Raw genomic sequence first — 14,249 nt, 5'->3', positions numbered from 1 at the left:
TGTCAGCCAGGAAAAAGCCCGGCGATTGCCGGGCTTCTTCATTTACAGAGCGATGCAAGCGCGGGCTTACAGGATGCTCAGCGGGTACTCGACGATCAGGCGCAGTTCGTCGATCGAGTTGGAGCCGTAGTACACACCGTCCGCGGAGCGATAGGTAGCTTGACGCACGCGCAGGCTCAGGTCCTTGGCCGGGCCGCTTTGCAGGACGTACTTGACATCGATGTCGCGTTCCCACTCCTTGCCGTTGTCGGTGGTGCGGGTGGTGGCGCCGGTACCACGAGCGTAACGGGTCATGAAGGTCAGGCCTGGAATGCCATACTCGGCGAAGTTCAGGTCGTAACGGGCCTGCCAGGATTTCTCGTCCTCGGCGTTGAAGTCGGAGCGGGCGATGGAGTTGGCCAGGAACACAGTGCCGCCACCGTCGACGCCATAGGCGTAGTCACCGTCGCCGCTGACTTTCTGGTAGGCCAGGGTGAAGGTGTGCGCGCCGATGTTGTAAGCGGCCGAGAGGCTGGCGGCAATGTTGTCGAGCTCGTTGGTGCCATCCGATTTCTTCACCCAGGCGCCGGTGCGGTTTTCACCAATGGACTTGGTGTCATAGATGTTGAAGTCGAACACCAGGCCTTGTTTGTCGCTGATCGGCAATGCCCAGTTGACGTTGCCGTACCACTTGCGGAAGTGATCCTCGACGCGCGAATAGTAGAGGGTGGTGCTCAGGCTGTCGGTAATCGCGTAGGTGCCACCGAAGACGTTTGCTTCGGTCAGGCCCGGACGCTTCTCGCGCGCATCGTTGAGGCCGCCGATGCTGTCCTTGTAGCTTGCCGCCTGGGCATCGAGACGGGTGAAATGACCGGCGTTCAGTTCCAGGCCCTTGATTTCCTTGCTGGTCAGCAAGAAGCCTTCGGCAACTTCAGGCAGCAGTCGGCTGTCGTCGGTGGCAAAGACCGGCATGGCGGTGTACTGGCCGCCGTATTTCAGGACGGTGTCGGAAATACGGAATTTGACCGCGCCGTAGCCCTTGGAGTAATCGTCTTGCGAACGGCCGTCAGAGCCGGTAGGGAACAGACCGGTGCCGGCGCGGCCCTTGCCACTGTCGACCTTGACGCCCAGCAGGCCGATGGCGTCGACGCCGACGCCGACGGTGCCTTGGGTGAAGCCGGATTCGAAGGTACCATGGAAGCCCAGGCCTGTTTCTTCTGCACGGCTCTGGTCGCCAGCCGGGGCATTACGGAAGTCACGGCTGAAATACAGCATCCGGGTCTTGACATTCAGCTTGCTGTCTTCGACGAAGCCCTTGGACTCATCCTGCGAAGAGGCGACAGCCATCTGCGAAGTCCCTGCCGCTACGGCCAGGGCGATCATGCTCCACTTCATCACGCGCATCGTGATTTGCTCCTTTGGTTTTTAGGAAGAGTACCGCCGCACCCGGGTATTTTAGTTATGGGGTCGGCTCTTTCTTGTTATGTCGGCGAAAATGTATATCACGCGGACTATTCTTGGCGATATGGGCAGAAACAACCTTTCGGTAACTTTATGGCCATGTCGCTGTTGGTTGTCTCCATGTCGCAAATCACGCCTGTCATATAAGGGCGTACAACTCCAGCGCTGTCTCGAAACCGTCATTTTTGTATAAATACAAAGTACGGCTTGTGAAACTCCCTGGTTTATCCGATGCCGCTGTTGTTATTTGTCGCGTCCACCCTGCAATGCAGGGGTCGTGCCGACTTGGCGTGAAACGAATGCAACAAGCGTGCTCAAAATCACGAACGCTTGATGAAATTTTCACATTTGCCTTGAGCGGGGCTGGGAAACCTCCGCAAACACGGGGCGCGACCGGTTCGTCGGTGGGTCGCGATCCTTTCTTGTGTTTGCTTGTGAAGCTGCCTTCCAAGTCAAGGTGTTACCGCCGATTGTTTATCCTGGCTGTTTTATGTGAAGGATGTGTGGCGAAGGTCTGGCGAGCGGCATCATTTTGGTGCGAAAAGTAGCGCAGTGTTACCGAAGCAGGGCGTTGATGTTGTCATTCGCGTGCCACAAATGCCCAGGATCGACGTCGGCGGGTGTGGCAGCGGTCGAAGCGGAGTATCCTTGCGCGCCTGTGCCCGACCGCTCGGAAGGGCAGAATCGCTTTAAGGAGGTTTGCCGTGTTCACCCTCGATTCGCGTCTGCAGGAGGATTCCCTAGTACTGGGCGACCTGCCGCTGTGCCGCCTGCTGCTGAGCAAGGATGCCAACTACCCCTGGTTCATCCTGGTGCCGCGTCGCGCCGATATCACCGAAGTGTTCGAGCTCGAGGAGGCCGACCAGCAGCAACTGTGGGTCGAGACCACCGCCCTGGCCGAAGCGCTGAAGGATGCCTTTGCCGCCGACAAGATGAATATCGCGGCGTTGGGTAACGTGGTCAGCCAGTTGCACATGCATGTGATCGTGCGCCGCCAGGGTGATGCTGCCTGGCCTGCCCCGGTTTGGGGCAAGGTGCCGGCCATCGGCTACACCCAGGAACAGATCGACGGCATTCGCCAGCACGTGCGTGCGCTGCTGGGCGAAAGCTTCAAGGGGGCTTGAGGATGTCGCAGGAGCTGGAAATGCGCATGGTCGAACTGGAGACCCGTCAGGCGTTCCAGGACGACAGCTTGCAGGCGCTCAATGATGTGATTGTCGAGCAAAGTCGAGTAATCGAACGCTTGCAATTGCAGATGGCGGAGCTGATCAAGCGCTACGAGGAAATGGCCGGCCAGCAGGGCGGCGGTGAAGAAGAAGCGCCGCCGCCTCATTATTGAGCGCGGCGGCGGCAAAGGGTCAGCGGCGGGCGACGGCGACCACGTCTTCGGCCTGCAGGCCCTTGTCGCGGTGCATCACCGAGAACTCCACGCGCTGGCCTTCGACCAGCACCCGGTGGCCTTCGCCACGGATGGCGCGAAAGTGCACGAAGATATCGTCACCGGAGTCGCGGGAGATGAAGCCGAAGCCCTTGGAGGTATTGAACCACTTCACGGTGCCGGTATCGCGATTGCCGGCGTCATGCGAAGTGCCTTGGGTGGAACGGGCCTTTCGCGTGCCGCGAACGAAGCCGGCAATCAGGTGCAGGGCGCAGGCCAGGACAGCACAGGCCAGGGCTGGCAGGTTGCCCAGCTCCGGACGGGCCAGCAGGGTGACGGTCTGCAGCACCACAGCCAGCACCAGCAGCAGGCTGGCGGCGTGTTGCAATTGCTGGCGCATGCCTTTGTAGTACTGCGGCAGTACCGGGGCAATGACCAGGTTGAGCAGCCCGAGCAGCGCCAGGTAGACGGCCTCGGGTTGTTGCAGGAAGGGTGTTGCGTCAGCTTTCAGGCTGGGTATGAGCGATAGCAGCAACGCCGCCAGGCCCGTCACCAGATGGACGATCTTGAACATTGGTTTGGCTCACATTGATAAGGCCGATCACAGGATGAGCTGGTCGCACGGTGCGCGTGAACGGTAGGCGCGAAAACGTGGCGGGCCAGCCTATGCACCCGACACTGACAATCCGCACGGGTGGCACACTGCCTATTTAACAGCAAAGGCGCAGGCTTCTCAAACCGGTTGGCACGGGCGGCCCTGTGCCGCATGCGCCGGGCGGCAACTCTTGTTAGAGTGTTTGCTGCCCGCTTGATGATCAAGCCTTATGGAAAGGGGAGCTTCATGGCAATCGATATCGGTATCAGTGAAGAAGATCGCAAGTCCATCGTCGATGGGTTGTCCCGCCTGTTGTCGGATACCTATGTGCTGTATCTGAAAACCCATAACTTCCATTGGAACGTCACCGGTCCGTCGTTCCGTACTCTGCACCTGATGTTCGAGGAGCAATACAACGAGCTGGCCCTGGCGGTTGATTCGATCGCCGAGCGCATTCGCGCACTGGGCTTCCCGGCGCCGGGTTCCTATGCCTTCTATGCCCGCCATTCTTCCATCAAGGAGGAGGAGGGCGTGCCGCCCGCCGAGGAAATGATCCGCCAGCTTGTGCAGGGGCAGGAGGCGGTGGTGCGTACCGCGCGCAGCATATTCCCGGTGGTGGACAAAGTCAGCGATGAGCCGACCGCCGACCTGCTGACCCAGCGCATGCAGGTCCACGAGAAAACGGCGTGGATGCTGCGGGTCCTGCTCGACGGGAACTGATTGCCGGTTGCTTGTCGTTCGACCCAGTGAAGCCGGGCCCGATACCGTCAGCGGTATCGGGCCCGTGCGTTTGCGGGGAAGGCTTTGCCGCTGCTATCGGCCTGGTCGGTGGCGCTTCATGACGGTCATGGACCTGTTCGGCTGACGAACGGGGTGTGTTTCGTGACGATGGGGCGGTGCGATGGGCGATCCGATGCGTGGTATCGATGGCAATGCAAGGCAGGGGGGAGGCAGTCCCCGGATTGATCCGTTCAGGCGGGATTTCGACATGGCCCAGGCCGGCCCCGTGTCACGCTCGGTGCGGCTCAACGGCTTTGCCACCTGCCTGCGCCTGGAGGTGGTGTACTGGCGCATCCTGGAGCGCATCGCCCAGGCCAACCGCTGTTCGGTGAGCGCCGTGCTGTCCTATGTGGATCGTGAGGTGCACCTGCGTCATGGTGGGGTGCGCAATTTCAGCGGCTTGGTCAGGGTGATCTGTGTCGCCTGGCTGCAGGAAGCGCGGGACGCGCACTGATCGCCGGGCTGCGCTGCTCTTCTTTACCATATATAATCCCGCTCTTTGCTGCCCTGGGCAGCGTGCGATGTGGTTGACGAGAGACACCCATGCCCCTGTATGACTATCAATGTGCATCCTGCGAACACCGAATGGAGGTGTTGCAGAAGATCAGTGCCGCGCCGCTGACCGATTGCCCGGCGTGTCAGGCGCCGGCATTGAAGAAGCTGCTGTCGGTCCCCGGCTTTCGCCTGAGTGGCAATGGCTGGTACGAGACCGACTTCAAGACCGGGGCAAAAAAGAATCTGGCAGGCGGCGACAAGGCCGACTGAGTTGAATTGCACCCGCCGGGTCTTGCAGTATTAGCCCCTTGGGCGGCCAAGACCTCCACCGAACACACGAATCACGAGAAGCGAAACCACGATCATGATGCGCAGCCATTATTGCGGCCAACTGAACGAGTCCCTGGACGGCCAGGAAGTCACCCTTTGCGGCTGGGTCCATCGTCGCCGCGACCACGGCGGGGTGATTTTCCTCGATATCCGTGACCGCGAAGGCATGGCCCAGGTCGTGTTCGACCCGGATCGCGCCGAAACCTTCGCCGCCGCCGACCGCGTGCGCAGCGAATATGTCGTGCAGATCACCGGCAAGGTGCGCAAGCGCCCAGAAGGCGCGGTGAACGCCAACATGGCCTCGGGCGCCATCGAGATCCTCGGCTACCAGCTGAACGTGCTCAACGAAGCGGAAACCCCGCCGTTCCCGCTGAACGAATACTCCGACGTCGGCGAGGAAACCCGCCTGCGCTACCGCTTCATCGACCTGCGCCGTCCGGAAATGGCCGACAAGCTGCGCCTGCGTTCGCGCATCACCAGCAGCATCCGTCGCTTCCTCGACGCGAACGGCTTCCTTGATGTCGAAACACCGATCCTGACCCGCGCCACCCCTGAGGGCGCGCGCGACTACCTGGTGCCGAGCCGCACCCACGCTGGCAGCTTCTTCGCCCTGCCGCAGTCGCCGCAACTGTTCAAGCAGCTGCTGATGGTCGCCGGCTTCGACCGCTACTACCAGATCGCCAAGTGCTTCCGCGACGAAGACCTGCGCGCCGACCGCCAGCCGGAATTCACCCAGATCGACATCGAGACCAGCTTCCTCGACGAGTCCGAGATCATGGGCCTGACCGAAAGCATGATCCGCAAGCTGTTCAAGGAAGTGCTGGACCTGGAGTTCGGTGAATTCCCGCACATGACCTTCGAAGAAGCCATGCGCCGCTACGGTTCCGACAAGCCGGACCTGCGTATTCCGCTGGAGCTGGTCGACGTCGCTGACCAGCTGAAAGACGTCGACTTCAAGGTCTTCGCCGGCCCTGCCAACGATCCGAAGTGCCGCGTCACCGCCCTGCGCCTGCCAGGCGGCGCCAGCATGCCGCGCAGCAAGATCGATGAGTACACCAAGTTCGTCGGCATCTACGGTGCCAAGGGCCTGGCCTACATCAAGGTCAACGAGCGCGCCAAGGGCGTCGAGGGTCTGCAGTCGCCGATCGTCAAGAACATCCCCGAGGCCAACCTCAACAACATCCTCGACCGCGTGGGTGCCGTGGATGGCGACATCGTGTTCTTCGGTGCCGACAAGTTCAAGATCGTCAGCGAGGCCCTGGGCGCGCTGCGTATCCGTCTGGGCCACGACTTCGAGCTGCTGACCTGCGAGTGGGCGCCGATGTGGGTCGTCGACTTCCCGATGTTCGAAGAGAACGAAGACGGCAGCTTCACCGCGCTGCACCACCCGTTCACCGCGCCGAAGTGCACCCCTGAAGAGCTGGAGGCCAACCCGGCCACCGCGCTGTCGCGTGCCTACGACATGGTCCTGAACGGCACCGAGCTGGGTGGCGGTTCGATTCGTATCCACCGTAAAGAGATGCAGCAAGCGGTCTTCCGCCTGCTGGGTATCGAAGCGGCAGAACAGGAAGAGAAGTTCGGCTTCCTGCTCGACGCCCTGAAGTTCGGCGCGCCGCCTCACGGTGGCCTGGCCTTCGGCCTGGACCGCCTGGTCATGCTGATGACCGGCGCCCAGTCGATCCGTGAAGTGATCGCCTTCCCGAAAACCCAGAGCGCCGCCTGCGTCATGACCCAGGCCCCGGGCATGGTCGACGCCAAGGCCCTGCGTGAACTGCACATCCGTCTGCGCGAGCAGACCAAGGTCGAGTGATCGACCGGGGCGCCCCGGCAACGGGGTGCCCCCGCGCTTGAGGCGCAGGATTCTTCACGTTCCGCCCTTCGGGGCGGAACCTGTTTCTGTTTCAAGGATTCGGAGTCGTTATGGCTGGTCATTCCAAGTGGGCGAACATCAAGCACCGCAAAGAGCGCCAGGATGCCAAGAGAGGCAAGGTCTTCACCAAGTGGATCCGCGAACTGACCGTCGCGGCCAAGCAGGGCGGTCCTGACCCGGCCTCCAACCCGCGGCTGCGCCTGGCGCTGGACAAGGCCCTGGGTGCCAACATGAGCCGTGATATCATCGATCGCGCCGTGGCCCGTGGTGCCGGCACCAACGAAAGCGACAACGTCGAAGAGCTGAGCTACGAGGGCTACGGCCCGGGCGGCGTGGCGATCATGGTCGAGGCCATGACCGACAACCGCAACCGTACCGCCGCCGCCGTGCGTCATGCCTTCACCAAGTGCGGTGGCAACCTGGGCACCGACGGCTCGGTGGCCTACCTGTTCGAGCGCAAGGGGCAGATCAGCTTCGCCGCCGAGCTTGCGGTCGACGAGGACGCGCTGATGGAAGCCGCGATGGAGGCCGACGCCGATGACGTGGTGGCCAACGACGATGGCTCCTTCGAGGTGTTCACTTCGTTCAACAGTTTCTATGCCGTGCGCAATGCGCTCGAAGAGGCTGGCTTCAAGGCCTCGGACGCCGAGATCGTGATGCAGCCGACCACCAGTGCCGAGCTGGACAAGGACGGCGCGGAGAAGGTGCTCAAGCTGATCGACATGCTCGAGGACCTGGACGACGTGCAGAACGTCTACTCCAATGCACAGATCTCCGATGAGATCATGGAAACGCTGGGCTGATCGTTTCGGCTATCGGCTTGATCGCGGGGCAAGCCCGCTCCCACAAGACGTGCGCCAGATGGCGGTGTAGGTTTTGTGGGGGCGGGCTTGTCCTGCGATATGGCCGGCAAATTCGCACATCTTTGTAGGCGTTATGACTCTCATTCTTGGTATCGACCCTGGCTCGCGCATCACCGGCTTCGGCGTGGTCCGCCAGACCGCCCGTGGCTGCGAGTACGTGGCGTCGGGTTGTATCCGCACCGGCGGCGGCGAGCTGCACGAGCGCCTGCAGATCGTCTTTCGCGGGGTGAGCGAGATCATCCGCGAGCATGGCCCGGTGACCATGGGCATCGAGCGGGTGTTCATGGCGCGCAACGCCGATTCGGCGCTCAAACTGGGCCAGGCCCGGGGCGCGGCCATCGTCGCTGCGGCCGAGGCCGGCCTGGAGATCGCCGAGTACACCGCAAGCCAGGTCAAGCAGGCCGTTGCCGGCACCGGCGGGGCCAATAAAGAGCAGGTGATGATGATGGTCATGCACCTGCTCAAGCTGACCCAGAAGCCGCAGATCGACGCCTCCGACGCCCTGGCCATCGCCCTGTGCCACGCCCATACCCGTTCCAGCCTGATTCCCCATGGGTTGGCGACAGCGCGGCGGCGTGGCGGGCGCTTGCGTCTGTAACCGCTTCATGCGCTGATACACATTTTGTCCGGGGGGCGCGCGCTCCCGGCGCATTTGCTGATAGGGTGGACCGGTTTTCGACCGGCGCCCGAGAGGAAGGAACGGAACGTGATTGGACGTTTGCGTGGCACCCTGGCGGAAAAACAGCCGCCGCACCTGATTATCGACGTCAACGGCGTAGGCTATGAGCTGGAAGTGCCGATGACTACCCTGTACCGCCTGCCCAAGGTCGGCGAGCCAGTGACCGTGCACACCCACCTGGTGGTGCGCGAAGATGCCCACCTGCTCTATGGTTTTGCCGAAAAGCGCGAGCGCGAGCTGTTCCGCGAGCTGATCCGTCTCAACGGCGTGGGGCCGAAGCTGGCGCTGGCGCTGATGTCCGGTCTGGAAGTGGACGAGCTGGTGCGCTGTGTGCAGGCCCAGGACGCCTCGGTCCTGGTGCGCGTGCCCGGCGTCGGCAAGAAAACCGCCGAGCGCCTGCTGGTCGAGCTCAAGGACCGCTTCAAGGCGTGGGAAACCTCCCCGGCGATGTTCACCTTGGTCTCCGACGGCCCGCTGCCGGTGGCCAGCGAGTCCTCGGCCGAGGCCGACGCGGTCAGCGCTCTGGTCTCCCTGGGCTACAAGCCACAGGAAGCGAGCAAGGCGATTGCCGCGATCAAGGACAAGGCTGGCCTTAGCAGCGAGGAACTGATCCGTCGCAGCCTTAAAGGGATGATTGCCAAGTGATCGAGACCGACCGCCTGATCGCCGCCAGTGGCCGCGACCGTGAAGAAGTCCAGGACCGCGCGATCCGCCCGCTGCGCCTGGACGAATACATCGGCCAGCCGGTGGTGCGCGAGCAGATGGCGCTGTTCATCCAGGCCGCGCGCGGGCGCAACGAATCCCTCGACCATACCCTGATCTTCGGCCCGCCAGGCCTGGGCAAGACCACCCTGGCCAACATCATCGCCCAGGAGATGGGCGTGTCGGTCAAGAGCACCTCGGGGCCGATTCTCGAACGCCCGGGTGACCTGGCGGCGATGCTGACCAACCTCGAACCCCATGACGTGCTGTTCATCGACGAGATCCACCGGTTGTCGCCGGTGGTCGAGGAAGTGCTCTACCCGGCAATGGAAGACTTCCAGCTGGACATCATGATCGGCGAAGGCCCCGCCGCGCGCTCGATCAAGCTCGACCTGCCGCCGTTCACCCTGGTCGGCGCCACCACCCGTGCCGGCATGCTGACCAACCCGCTGCGCGACCGTTTCGGCATCGTCCAGCGCCTGGAGTTCTACAGCAACAAGGACCTGGCCACCATCGTCAGCCGATCGGCCGGCATTCTCGGGCTGCCGATGGACGACAAGGGCGCCTTCGAGATCGCCCGCCGGGCGCGGGGGACGCCACGCATCGCCAATCGCCTGCTGCGGCGGGTGCGCGACTTTGCCGAAGTGCGTGGCAAGGGCGAAATCACCAAGGCGGTCGCGGACATGGCGCTGAACCTGCTGGATGTCGACGAACGTGGCTTTGATCATTCCGACCGCCGTCTGCTGCTGACCATGATCGAGAAGTTCGACGGCGGCCCGGTGGGGCTCGACAACATTGCCGCGGCGATCGGCGAGGAGCGTCACACCATCGAGGACGTGCTCGAGCCCTATCTCATCCAGCAGGGCTACATCATGCGTACTCCGCGAGGCCGCGTGGTGACCCGGCACGCCTACCTGCATTTCGGCCTGAACATCCCCGGGCGCTTCTGCGAAGGTGGTGAATATGCCGCCGAGGACGACATATGACAGATCAAATCGGGTTTTTCGTGGTCCTACCGCTGGCACGGCGCAGGCTCGCTGGCAATACGACATTATCGATGCAAAAACAGTTGCCGGGGCGGATTGGCAAGTTCAGGAGTAACCACTAGAGTATGCGCGCGCAAAATGGGCTGGAACCGTTCGCACACCGTTGTCGCGTCTATTACGAGGATACCGACGCCGGTGGCGTGGTGTATTACGTCAACTACCTCAAGTTCATGGAGCGCGCCCGCACCGAGCGGCTGCGGCACCTTGGGTTCTCCCAGGCCCAGCTGGCGCAGGACAACCTGTTGTTCGTGGTCCATTCCAGCGAGGCGCGCTATCACGCGCCGGCCCGCCTGGACGATGAGCTGCGGGTGACCGCGCAAGTGCTTGAATTGAATCGTGCCAGCCTGCGCTTCGTGCAGCAGGTGTGGCGAACACAGGATGAAGTGCTGCTCTGCGAGGGGCAGTTCCTGGTGGCCGCCGTGCGCGCCGACACTTTCAAACCCCGGGCCATTCCGCCAGAACTGCGCGACGCCTTCCTGGCGGACGGCACGGGTACTCAATCGAACGCAGGAGAATAAGCGTGGAAGCAAACGTCGTCGACCATACCTCCATGTGGAGCCTGGTCGCCAATGCCAGTATCGTGGTTCAGCTGGTGATGCTGACCCTCGTGGCAGCCTCGGTGACCTCTTGGATCATGATCTTCCAGCGCAGCACCATGCTGCGCGCCGGTCGTCGTGCACTGGACGCTTTCGAAGAGCGTTTCTGGTCAGGCATCGACCTGTCCAAGCTCTACCGTCAGGCGGGCAGCAACCCTGATCCGGACTCGGGTGTCGAGCAGGTGTTCCGCGCCGGCTTCAAGGAGTTCTCGCGCCTGCGCCAGCAGCCGGGTGTCGACCCGGACGCGGTCATGGAAGGTGTCGGTCGTGCCATGCGCGTAGCCATCTCCCGCGAGGAAGAGAAGCTTGAGCAGAGCCTGCCGTTCCTGGCCACCGTCGGTTCCACCAGCCCGTACATCGGCCTGTTCGGTACCGTATGGGGCATCATGAACTCGTTCCGCGGCCTGGCCAGCGCCCAGCAGGCTACTTTGGCCACCGTGGCACCCGGCATCGCCGAGGCGCTGGTTGCCACCGCGATCGGCCTGTTCGCCGCGATCCCCGCCGTTATCGCCTACAACCGTTTTGCCGCGCGCAGTGAAGTGCTGATTGGCCGCTACTACACCTTCGCCGATGAGTTCCAGGCGATCCTGCACCGCAAAGTACACACCAGCGAAGAGTGATCAGGTAGAAACCCATGGCCCGAGTTCGCCACAAACGCAAGCCGGTCGCCGAGATGAACGTGGTGCCCTACATCGACGTGATGCTGGTGCTGCTGGTCATCTTCATGGTGACCGCCCCCATGCTCAATCAGGGCGTGAAGGTGGACCTGCCCAAGGTTTCCAGCGAAGCCCTGCCGCAGGACAACAACGTCCAGGTCCTGACCATTTCGATCAAGGCCGACAAGACCTACTACTGGAACCTTGGCAGCGAAGTCGACACCGACAAGCAGATGGACAAGGCCATGACCTTGCCGGAAATGACTGGGGCGGTGACCAAGATCATCGCCGCCGGCCGTGATCAGGGCAAGCAGACCCAGGTCTTCATCCGTGGCGACAAGGCCGTCGACTACGGCGCGGTCATGGGTGCCATGGGCGGGTTGCAGAAGGCCGGTGTCGGTAACGTTGGCCTGATTACCGAGGCGCCCTGATGCAACAGCGAGAGCCATCCGCCTCGGAAAGCTACTTCTGGCCCAGTGTCTGGGCCATTGCGCTGCATGTGCTGGTGTTCGGCATGCTGTTCGTCAGCTTCGCCATGACGCCAGAGCTGCCGCCTGCCAAACCTATCGTCCAGGCCACGCTCTACCAGCTCAAGTCCAAGAGTCAGGCGACTACCCAGACCAATCAGAAGATTGCCGGGGAGGCGAAGAAGACCGCTTCGCGCCAGACCGAGGTCGAGCAGATGGAGCAGAAGAAGGTCGAGCAGGAGGCCGTGAAGGCCGCGGAACAAAAGAAAGCCGACGCCGCTCAAAAGGCCGAGGAGGCTCGCGAAGCCGCCGAGGCGAAGAAGGCTGAGGAGGCCGCCAAGGCCGCCGAGCAGAAGAAAGCCGCCGAGGCCAAGAAAGCCGAGGAAGCGAAGAAGGCCGCTGAAAAGCAACAGGCCGACATCGCCAAGAAGAAGGCTGAGGAAGAGGCCAAGAAGCAGGCCGAGGAAGAAGCCAAGAAACAAGCCGCGGAAGAGGCGAAGAAGAAAGCCGCCGAAGACGCGAAGAAAAAAGCAGCCGAGGACGCCAAGAAGAAAGCGGCGGCCGAGGAGGCGAAGAAGAAGGCAGCTGAAGAGGCCAAGAAAAAGGCCGCGGCAGACGCCCAGAAGAAAAAGGCACAGGAAGCGGCTCGCAAGGCGGCGGAAGACAAGAAGGCCCAGGCGCTCGCCGAGCTGTTGTCCGACACCACCGAGCGGCAGCAGGCGCTGGCCGACGAGCAGGGTGACCAGGTGGCCGGCGACTTCGACGACCTGATTCGCATGCGCGCGGCCGAAGGTTGGGCGCGTCCGCCATCTGCGCGCAAGGGCATGACGGTAGTTCTGCAGATCAACATGCTGCCGGACGGCACCATCACCAACGTGAGTGTGGCCAAGTCCAGCGGCGACGGCCCGTTCGACAGCTCGGCCGTGGCCGCGGTGAAGAACATTGGTCGGTTGACCGAGATGCAGGGCTTGAAGCCGAGCGATTTCAATCCGTATCGTTCATTCAAGATGACATTTACACCTGAGGATCTAGCGTTGTGATTAAACGTCTGAGAGGACTCCTGGTCTTGCTCTGCTGCGTGGCAGGCATGGCCATGGCAGAAGAAAAGAACATCCTGGTCACCAGTGGTAGCGACCGGGCAACTCCCATTGCGGTAGTGCCGTTCGGCGTGCAGGGCGGCAGCGTGCTGCCCGAGGACATGGCTGACATCATCAGCAACGACCTGCGCAACTCCGGTTACTACGGGCCGATTCCGCGGCAGAACATGATCAGCCTGCCTACCCAGGCCAGCGAAGTGATCTTCCGTGACTGGAAAGCCCTGGGCGCCCAGTACGTCATGGTCGGCAACATCGTGCCGGCAGGTGGTCGCCTGCAGGTGAGCTACGCGCTGTTCAACGTCGCCACCGAGCAGCAAGTGCTGACCGGCAGTGTTGCTGGCGGCGTCGACCAGCTGCGCGACATGGCTCACTACATCGCCGATCAGTCGTTCGAAAAGCTCACCGGGATCAAGGGTGCGTTCTCCACCCGCATGCTGTACGTGACCGCCGAGCGTTTCTCGACCAACAACACCCGTTACACCCTGCAGCGTTCGGACTACGACGGTGCCCGTGCAGTGACCCTGTTGCAGTCGCGTGAGCCGATCCTGTCGCCGCGTTTCGCGCCGGATGGCAAGCGTATCGCCTATGTCTCGTTCGAGCAGAAGCGCCCGCGCATCTTCATCCAGCACATCGACACCGGCCGCCGCGAGCAGATTACCAACTTCGAAGGCCTGAACGGCGCTCCAGCCTGGTCGCCTGACGGTACCCGTCTGGCGTTCGTGCTGTCGAAGGATGGCAACCCGGACATCTACGTGATGAACGTGGCCTCGCGCCAGATCACTCGCGTGACCGCAGGCCCGGGCATCAATACCGAGCCGTTCTGGGGCAAGGATGGCAACACCCTGTACTTCACCTCCGACCGTGGCGGCAAGCCGCAGATCTATAAACAGTCGATTGGTGGCGGTGGTGCCGAGCGCGTGACCTTCGTTGGCAACTACAACGCCAACCCGAAACTGTCGGCGGACGAGAAGACCCTGGTGATGATCCATCGCCAGCAGGGCTTCACCAACTTCAAGGTGGCCGCTCAGGACCTGCAACGCGGAAGTGTAAAGATTCTCTCCGAGACCAGTCTTGATGAGTCTCCCACTGTTGCGCCAAACGGCACCATGCTAATCTACGCCACCCGCCAGCAGGGCCGGGGAGTCTTGATGCTCGTGTCGCTTAACGGCCGTGTGAGGCTCCCACTTCCTACCGCTCAAGGCGAAGTCAGAGAACCGTCCTGGTCCCCTTACCTGAACTGATTGCGGCGTAACAT

17 protein-coding genes are annotated in these 14,249 nt (G+C 62.3%); 15 read left to right on the top strand and 2 right to left on the bottom strand.

The window, feature by feature from the left end; genetic code table 11:
• Window positions 1-66: 66 nt before the first annotated feature.
• Window positions 67-1,383 (bottom strand): OprD family porin, encoded by a 1,317-nt coding sequence (locus AC25MA_RS11325; RefSeq protein WP_247283464.1) that lies wholly within the window; start codon window positions 1,381-1,383, stop codon window positions 67-69.
• Window positions 1,384-2,144: 761 nt separating this feature from the next.
• On the opposite strand from AC25MA_RS11325, the gene AC25MA_RS11320 reads away from it, so the two are divergent.
• Together AC25MA_RS11320 and AC25MA_RS11315 are read left to right on the top strand one after the other, a co-directional pair.
• Window positions 2,145-2,564, top strand: a complete 420-nt coding sequence (locus AC25MA_RS11320) for an HIT family protein (protein ID WP_207851709.1) — start codon at window positions 2,145-2,147, stop codon at window positions 2,562-2,564.
• Window positions 2,565-2,566: 2 nt separating this feature from the next.
• On the top strand, window positions 2,567-2,779 hold the full coding sequence (locus AC25MA_RS11315; RefSeq protein ID WP_036986089.1) for a SlyX family protein: 213 nt from the start codon (window positions 2,567-2,569) through the stop codon (window positions 2,777-2,779).
• A 19-nt stretch (window positions 2,780-2,798) separates the two neighbouring features.
• Here AC25MA_RS11315 and AC25MA_RS11310 read toward each other — a convergent pair whose 3' ends face one another.
• On the bottom strand, window positions 2,799-3,392 hold the full coding sequence (locus AC25MA_RS11310; RefSeq protein WP_028690592.1) for a cold-shock protein: 594 nt from the start codon (window positions 3,390-3,392) through the stop codon (window positions 2,799-2,801).
• A 267-nt stretch (window positions 3,393-3,659) separates the two neighbouring features.
• On the opposite strand from AC25MA_RS11310, the gene AC25MA_RS11305 reads away from it, so the two are divergent.
• From AC25MA_RS11305 to tolB, 13 genes are all read left to right on the top strand, one after another.
• On the top strand, window positions 3,660-4,133 hold the full coding sequence (locus AC25MA_RS11305; protein WP_028690591.1) for a Dps family protein: 474 nt from the start codon (window positions 3,660-3,662) through the stop codon (window positions 4,131-4,133).
• A 193-nt stretch (window positions 4,134-4,326) separates the two neighbouring features.
• On the top strand, window positions 4,327-4,647 hold the full coding sequence (locus AC25MA_RS11300; protein ID WP_051555674.1) for a ribbon-helix-helix domain-containing protein: 321 nt from the start codon (window positions 4,327-4,329) through the stop codon (window positions 4,645-4,647).
• A gap of 89 nt (window positions 4,648-4,736) precedes the next feature.
• The gene (locus tag AC25MA_RS11295) at window positions 4,737-4,958 is read left to right on the top strand and encodes an FmdB family zinc ribbon protein (RefSeq protein ID WP_003254776.1); all 222 of its coding nucleotides are present in this window, start codon (window positions 4,737-4,739) and stop codon (window positions 4,956-4,958) included.
• A 94-nt stretch (window positions 4,959-5,052) separates the two neighbouring features.
• Entirely contained in the window at window positions 5,053-6,828 is a 1,776-nt protein-coding gene (gene aspS, locus AC25MA_RS11290) for an aspartate--tRNA ligase (protein ID WP_486972028.1), read from the top strand.
• A 110-nt stretch (window positions 6,829-6,938) separates the two neighbouring features.
• Window positions 6,939-7,691 (top strand): YebC/PmpR family DNA-binding transcriptional regulator, encoded by a 753-nt coding sequence (locus AC25MA_RS11285; RefSeq protein ID WP_062574893.1) that lies wholly within the window; start codon window positions 6,939-6,941, stop codon window positions 7,689-7,691.
• A 133-nt stretch (window positions 7,692-7,824) separates the two neighbouring features.
• Complete coding sequence (gene ruvC, locus AC25MA_RS11280; RefSeq protein WP_028690587.1) at window positions 7,825-8,349, top strand: crossover junction endodeoxyribonuclease RuvC; 525 nt, start codon at window positions 7,825-7,827, stop codon at window positions 8,347-8,349.
• Window positions 8,350-8,457: 108 nt separating this feature from the next.
• Window positions 8,458-9,075 carry a Holliday junction branch migration protein RuvA gene (ruvA, locus tag AC25MA_RS11275; protein WP_011535159.1) on the top strand — a complete coding sequence of 206 codons (618 nt, stop codon included), beginning with the start codon at window positions 8,458-8,460 and terminating at the stop codon, window positions 9,073-9,075.
• On the top strand, window positions 9,072-10,118 hold the full coding sequence (gene ruvB, locus AC25MA_RS11270; RefSeq protein ID WP_088852273.1) for a Holliday junction branch migration DNA helicase RuvB: 1,047 nt from the start codon (window positions 9,072-9,074) through the stop codon (window positions 10,116-10,118). Before ruvA ends, ruvB begins: the two co-directional genes overlap by 4 nt.
• Before the next feature lie 125 nt (window positions 10,119-10,243).
• Window positions 10,244-10,696, top strand: coding sequence for a tol-pal system-associated acyl-CoA thioesterase (gene ybgC / locus AC25MA_RS11265; protein WP_062361235.1), 453 nt, complete (start codon window positions 10,244-10,246; stop codon window positions 10,694-10,696).
• Between the two features lie 2 nt (window positions 10,697-10,698).
• Complete coding sequence (tolQ, locus tag AC25MA_RS11260; protein WP_028690584.1) at window positions 10,699-11,394, top strand: protein TolQ; 696 nt, start codon at window positions 10,699-10,701, stop codon at window positions 11,392-11,394.
• Window positions 11,395-11,408: 14 nt separating this feature from the next.
• The gene (gene tolR, locus AC25MA_RS11255; protein ID WP_011535155.1) at window positions 11,409-11,861 is read left to right on the top strand and encodes a protein TolR; all 453 of its coding nucleotides are present in this window, start codon (window positions 11,409-11,411) and stop codon (window positions 11,859-11,861) included.
• Window positions 11,861-12,937 carry a cell envelope integrity protein TolA gene (gene tolA / locus AC25MA_RS11250; protein WP_036986087.1) on the top strand — a complete coding sequence of 359 codons (1,077 nt, stop codon included), beginning with the start codon at window positions 11,861-11,863 and terminating at the stop codon, window positions 12,935-12,937. Before tolR ends, tolA begins: the two co-directional genes overlap by 1 nt.
• Window positions 12,938-12,984: 47 nt before the next feature.
• The gene (gene tolB, locus AC25MA_RS11245; protein ID WP_051555667.1) at window positions 12,985-14,235 is read left to right on the top strand and encodes a Tol-Pal system beta propeller repeat protein TolB; all 1,251 of its coding nucleotides are present in this window, start codon (window positions 12,985-12,987) and stop codon (window positions 14,233-14,235) included.
• The last annotated feature ends 14 nt before the right edge of the window (window positions 14,236-14,249 follow it).

It is taken from the genome of Pseudomonas sp. P65(2024) (assembly GCF_057480955.1).
Note: the sequence above shows the minus strand (reverse complement) of the source record. Positions and strands in the feature narration are given on the sequence as shown.